At 60.7% G+C, this 5797-nt stretch carries 6 protein-coding genes; 4 read left to right on the plus strand and 2 right to left on the minus strand.

What is annotated here, in order from left to right:
* The 3 genes from trmA to DBR24_RS25680 form a co-directional block, all read left to right on the plus strand.
* The coding region (gene trmA, locus DBR24_RS25670; protein ID WP_128616120.1) for a tRNA (uridine(54)-C5)-methyltransferase TrmA at positions 1 to 749 on the plus strand (749 nt) is incomplete at its 5' end.
* Between the two features lie 195 nt (positions 750 to 944).
* Positions 945 to 1394 (plus strand): type II 3-dehydroquinate dehydratase, encoded by a 450-nt coding sequence (gene aroQ, locus DBR24_RS25675; RefSeq protein WP_123463945.1) that lies wholly within the window; start codon positions 945 to 947, stop codon positions 1392 to 1394.
* Positions 1391 to 2245 carry a shikimate dehydrogenase gene (locus DBR24_RS25680; RefSeq protein WP_128616121.1) on the plus strand — a complete coding sequence of 285 codons (855 nt, stop codon included), beginning with the start codon at positions 1391 to 1393 and terminating at the stop codon, positions 2243 to 2245. Before aroQ ends, DBR24_RS25680 begins: the two co-directional genes overlap by 4 nt.
* Before the next feature lie 116 nt (positions 2246 to 2361).
* On the opposite strand, the gene DBR24_RS25685 is transcribed toward DBR24_RS25680, so the two are convergent.
* Together DBR24_RS25685 and quiC are read right to left on the minus strand one after the other, a co-directional pair.
* A complete protein-coding gene (locus DBR24_RS25685) occupies positions 2362 to 3039 on the minus strand; it encodes a TetR family transcriptional regulator (protein ID WP_128616122.1) in 678 nt (225 codons plus the stop codon).
* A 101-nt stretch (positions 3040 to 3140) separates the two neighbouring features.
* A complete protein-coding gene (gene quiC / locus DBR24_RS25690; protein ID WP_128616123.1) occupies positions 3141 to 5042 on the minus strand; it encodes a 3-dehydroshikimate dehydratase QuiC in 1902 nt (633 codons plus the stop codon).
* Positions 5043 to 5381: 339 nt separating this feature from the next.
* On the opposite strand from quiC, the gene DBR24_RS33775 reads away from it, so the two are divergent.
* Positions 5382 to 5797, plus strand: a 416-nt coding sequence (locus tag DBR24_RS33775) for an MFS transporter (protein ID WP_256591832.1), incomplete at its 3' end; no start/stop codon positions are given.

Here is a 5797-nt window from a genome sequence, read left to right on the forward strand (position 1 = left end):
CTCTGGCCGGCGATGCGATGATCACCCTGTGCTACCACCGTCCGCTGGACGCGCACTGGCACGCGGCGGCAACACAACTGTCGGCAGATCTGGGCGTCAGCATCATCGGTCGCTCCAAAGGCAAACGCGAAGTCATCGGCCACGATTACGTGGTGGAGAAACTCGAGGTCGGCGGCCGCACTTTCAGCTACCGCCAACCGGAAGGCGCGTTCACCCAGCCGAACGGCACGGTGAACCAGAAGATGCTGAACTGGGCGTATGAAGCGCTGGGTGATCGCAGCGACGATCTGCTGGAGCTGTATTGCGGCAACGGCAACTTCACCCTGCCGCTGGCCACCCGCGTGCGCAAAGTGCTGGCCACCGAAATCAGCAAGACCTCGGTCAACGCCGCGCTGAGCAACCTCAGCGAAAACGCTGTGGATAACGTCACGCTGGTGCGCCTGTCCGCCGAAGAACTGACCGAAGCGCTCAACGAAGTGCGCCCGTTCCGTCGCTTGCACGGCATCGACCTGAAGAGCTACGAATTCGGCAGCGTGTTCGTCGACCCGCCGCGCGCCGGCATGGACCCGGACACCTGCGAACTGACACGGCGTTTCGACAACATCCTGTACATCTCCTGCAACCCGGAAACCCTGGCGGCCAACATCGCCCAGTTGCACGACACGCACCGCATTACCCGGTGCGCGCTGTTCGACCAGTTTCCGTGGACGCATCACATGGAATCAGGTGTCTTGCTGACCCGGCGCTGATGGCCGATGCGATACGAAAAAGCCGTCGTGATGACGGCTTTTTTGTGGCTGTGATCTTTTGATGTGTGCGATCACCGAACATAAAACGTCGGGCGCAATACTGTTGAATTGACCAGAGTAACCATCTGGTACATTTTACCTCCACACGCCGAGCCCCTCGGCGCAAGCCAAAAACAATAAGTGGAGTTCTGCCCCATGCCCCCTATCGTTCTGGTGCTCAACGGCCCGAACCTGAACCTGCTCGGCACCCGTGAACCGGCGACTTACGGCCACGAAACCCTGGCGGATATTTCTGCTCTCTGCGGACGCGCCGCCGAAGACTTCGGCCTGGCTGTGGAATTTCGCCAGACCAATCACGAAGGCGAACTGCTCGACTGGATTCACGCGGCACGCGGACGTTGCGCCGGGATCGTGATCAATCCGGCTGCGTGGACGCACACCTCGGTAGCGATTCGCGATGCGCTGGTCGCCAGTGAATTGCCGGTGATCGAAGTGCACCTGTCCAACGTCCACGCGCGCGAACCGTTCCGTCATCACTCGTTCGTGTCGGCCATCGCCACGGCGGTGATGTGCGGCTTCGGCAGCCATGGCTATCGCCTCGCCCTGGAACACTTCAGCCAACGACTGAAGGGGCGCGCAGCATGACCCGCAAACCGGCAATACTGGCCGGACTGATCGGTGCGGGCATCCAGGCCTCGCGTACCCCCGCGCTGCATGAGCATGAGGGCGATGCGCAAGGCTTGCGTTATCTCTACCGGTTGATCGACCTCGACCAGTTGCATATCGACAGCAACGCCCTGCCCGAACTGCTGCTGGCGGCCGAGCGGATGAACTATACCGGGCTGAACATCACCTTCCCGTGCAAGCAGGCGATTATCCCGCTGCTCGATGAGTTGTCGCCGGAAGCCCGGGGCATCGGCGCGGTGAATACCGTTGTGCTGAAGGACGGCAAACGGGTCGGCCACAACACCGATTGCCTGGGCTTTGCCGAAGGCTTTCGCCGAGGCTTGAAGGACGCCGCCCGTGAACGCGTGGTGCAAATGGGCGCCGGAGGTGCCGGCGCCGCAGTGGCCCATGCCCTGCTGAGCGAGGGCGTACAGCGCCTGAGCATTTTCGACGTCGACAAGGAACGCGCCGAGTGCCTGGCCAATAACCTCAACGAGCATTTCGGCGCTGGTCGGGCCGTGGCCGGGCAGGATCTGCCGGGGACGCTAGAGCAGGCTGACGGGCTGGTGAACACCACTCCGATGGGCATGGCCAAACTGCCGGGCATGCCGGTGCCGGTGGAGCTGTTGCGCAAGGCGTTGTGGGTGGCGGAGATCGTGTACTTTCCGCTGGAAACCGAATTGCTGCGCAACGCCCGCGCGCTGGGGTGCCGCACGCTGGATGGCGGCAACATGGCGGTATTTCAGGCAGTGAAGGCGTTTGAATTGTTCAGCGGTGTGGTGCCGGATGCGCAGCGAATGCTCGCGCATTTTCAAAGCATGAATGGCTGAAGCAACTTGCTTCCCTGTGGGAGTGAGCCTGCTCGCGATGGCGTCCTTTCAGCCAACACATTAGTTGCCTGACACACCGCTATCGCGAGCAGGCTCACTCCGACAAGGGGATTACGTCAGGTTTGCAGGTAGCGCAGAACCGACTCGCAAATCATCTCGCGATGCCGTTGTTTGATAGCTTCATCCGGCAGATCGATCTGAAAGATCTCACCAAACGTGTGCCGGTTCGAGACGCGATAGAAGCAGAACGAACTGATCAGCAGATGCACATCCAGCGCATTGAGCCCTTTGCGGAACACGCCCTCCTCGGCGCCACGGCGCAGAATCTCGCCCAGCGAATCGAGGATGGTGTTGTTCATCGCCTTGATCGCGTCGGAACGCTTCACGAATTCGGCGTTGTGGATATTTTCGATGCAGACGATCCGCACGAAATCGACGTTGTGATCGTGATGGTCGAACGTGAATTCCACCAGCCGCCGAATCGCTACCACCGGCGGCAGCTCGGCCAGGTGCAGGCGGTTTTCAGTGTTGCGGATATCGCCGTAAAGCTTCTCCAGCACCTCGACGTACAGCTGCTCCTTACTGCCGAAGTAGTAATAGATCATGCGTTTGGAGGTATGGATGCGCTCGGCGATCGCATCGACGCGGGCGCCGGACAAGCCTTGCTGGACGAACTCGACGATCGCCTCCTGCAAGATGTTCTCGCGGGTCTTTTCCGGATTGTTTTTGCGACTCTTGCGCGGCTCTTCGGCGGAGCCGACAGCAGCTGCGGAAAGTTCTGTATTCATCGTCATTGCGGGCTCACGGCCATCACTGCACAGGCGGCGATTATGGGCCGCGCAGCCCAGTGAAGGAAGCCGCGAGGCCCGCGTTTAATCCCGCGCTTACGAATTTCCTACAACTTCGCCTGACGGACTGCGCCGCTGCGTGATTTGGCCATCGCCGCCAGACGCACCGCGACGTTCGCCGCGCCATAACCGGCATAGCCATTCTTGCGCTGGATGATCTCGAAGAAGAACCGCCCTTCGAAAGGCTCGGTGTACACGTGAAACAGCTCACCGCCCTGAGCATCGCGATCGTAAAGCACGTTGTAGTACGCCAGTTCGCTGAGGAACTCGTCATCGAAATCAAAGCGGGCGGCGAGGTCGTCGTAATAGTTGAGGGGAATGTCCAGTAACGGTACGCCGGCCTCTTTGGCGCGACTGACTTCGGCGAAGATATCGTCACAATCGAAAGCGATGTGATGCACACCGGAGCCGCGATAACTCGACAGGGCGTGGGAGATGGCGGTATTGCGATTCTCCGAGATATTCAGCGGCAGACGAATCGAACTGTCACGGCTGCGCAGCGCGCGGCTCTTCACCAGGCCGTAGGGATCAGGCAGCACCACTTCGTCATCGGCCTCGAAATCCAGCAGGCTCTTGTAGAACAGCACCCAACTGTCGAGGCTGTCCGCCGGCAGCGCCATGGCCATGTGGTCGATGCGCTTGAGACCGCCGCGGGCCCGGGCGTCCGGCAGCAGGTTGAAATCCGTGCCATAGACATCCGCCGCTTCATCCACCAGATAAATCAGGCTGCCGTCCGGAGCACGCACGGCGGCCAGTTCCAGTTCGTTGGGGCCGACCAGTCCGCGATAGGGCTGCCCCTTGTAGGCGACAGCACGCGCCAGCGCACTGGCGCTGTCCTTGACCCGGACGGCGGTGGCGCACAGCGACGGACCATGGGCCTCAAAAAAGCTGTGGCCGAATGAATACGGCTCGGCATTGAGGATCAGGTTGATATCGCCCTGACGCAGCAGGCTGACGCTCTTGGAACGGTGCTGCCCGGCCTTGGCGAAACCGAGGCGTTCCAGCCAGTGGGTCAGTTTGGCACCGAGTGCTTCGTCCACCGCGAACTCGAGAAACTCGATGCCGTTGTACTCGCTGGCCTTCGGCGTTTCGAACAGAATCTCGCGGTTGGCCGCTGGTGCCGCATCCTGCTCCAGACGCTGGCGGGTCTTTTCTTCCAGATACAGCAAGGAACGCAAACCGTCTGCGGCATTGGCCCGTGGCGGCGCGGCGCGGAAGCCGTCATTGAAGATTTCCAGCGACAACGGCCCGGTATAACCACTCTGGATAATCGGCGCGAGGAAACCCGGCAGATCGAATTCGCCCTGTCCGGGGAAGCAGCGGAAGTGCCGGCTCCACTCCAGGACATCCATCGCGAGGATCGGCGCGTCAGCCATTTGCACAAAGAAGATCTTGTCGCCGGGAATGTCGGCAATCGCGCGGGGATCGCCCTTCAGCGACAGGGTATGAAAACTGTCGAGCAGCACGCCGAGGCTCGGGTGATCGGCCTGACGCACGATGTCCCAGACCTGTTGATACGTATTGACGTGACGCCCCCAGGCCAGCGCCTCGTAACCGATGCGCAAGCCACGCGCGCCGGCGTGTTCAGCCAGCAGGCGCAGGTCGTCGACGAGTGTCTGCTGATCGCCGACGCTGTCGGCCGAGGCGTTGCTGCACACCAATACCAGATCGGTGCCCAGTTCCTGCATCAGGTCGAACTTGCGTTCGGCCCGTTCCAGGTTGCGCGCCAGCCGATCCCGGCGGCAGCCCTCGAAATCGCGGAACGGCTGAAACAAGGTGATGGCGATGCCGAGATCGGCGCACATCTGCCGGATTTCCCGCGGGCTGCCGTCGTAATACAGCAGATCGTTTTCGAAAATCTCCACGCCGTCGAATCCGGCGGCGGCAATGGCTTCGAGCTTTTCCGGCAGGGTACCGCTCAAGGAAACGGTGGCTATCGAACGCTGCATGTTTCAACTCCCGGACTGCGCCGTTCTTTGTGCAGGTGCTGCCGAAGGTCGCGATTCCTTGATCCTCAAAAGCAAAGATCGCAGCCTTCGGGGGCTCCTGCGCAGGATGGTTTTTATATTGGGGGAAATTATTGGCTGCATCCTTTTCGGCAGCAATTTAAAGTGTACTACCCGGTTAGTTTTGCGTGCGATTATCGAACACAATGGCGGTTTGGCGAATTGACGATTTTTCGTCCACTGCCCAACATCGGCTGCACATTGAGTCCGGATCTGAACCACCGGTCGCAGCGTGCAAAAAAAAAGCACACCAAATAACAAATCCAAAAACGGGTGGAACACATGATTCCTTCACAGACTTCCCGCATGGCCCCGGCCATGAGCACTGCCACGGGTGGCATCGGCGACAAGATCCGCGGCGCCATGGCTGTCGGCAAGACCCGCTGGGGCATGCTGGCCCTGGTCTTTTTCGCCACCACCCTGAACTACATCGACCGCGCCGCCCTCGGTGTCATGCAGCCGATCCTCGCCAAGGAAATGAGCTGGACGGCGATGGACTACGCCAACATCAACTTCTGGTTTCAGGTCGGCTACGCCATCGGCTTCGTCCTGCAAGGCCGGCTGATCGACCGGGTCGGCGTCAAGCGTGTGTTCTTCTGCGCCGTGCTGCTCTGGAGCCTGGCCACCGGCGCCCACGGCCTGGCGACTTCTGCCGTTGGCTTCATGGTCTGCCGGTTCATCCTCGGGCTGACCGAAGC

Source organism: Pseudomonas sp. HMWF006 (assembly GCF_003061205.1).
Classification (GTDB): Bacteria; Pseudomonadota; Gammaproteobacteria; order Pseudomonadales; family Pseudomonadaceae; genus Aquipseudomonas; species Aquipseudomonas monsensis.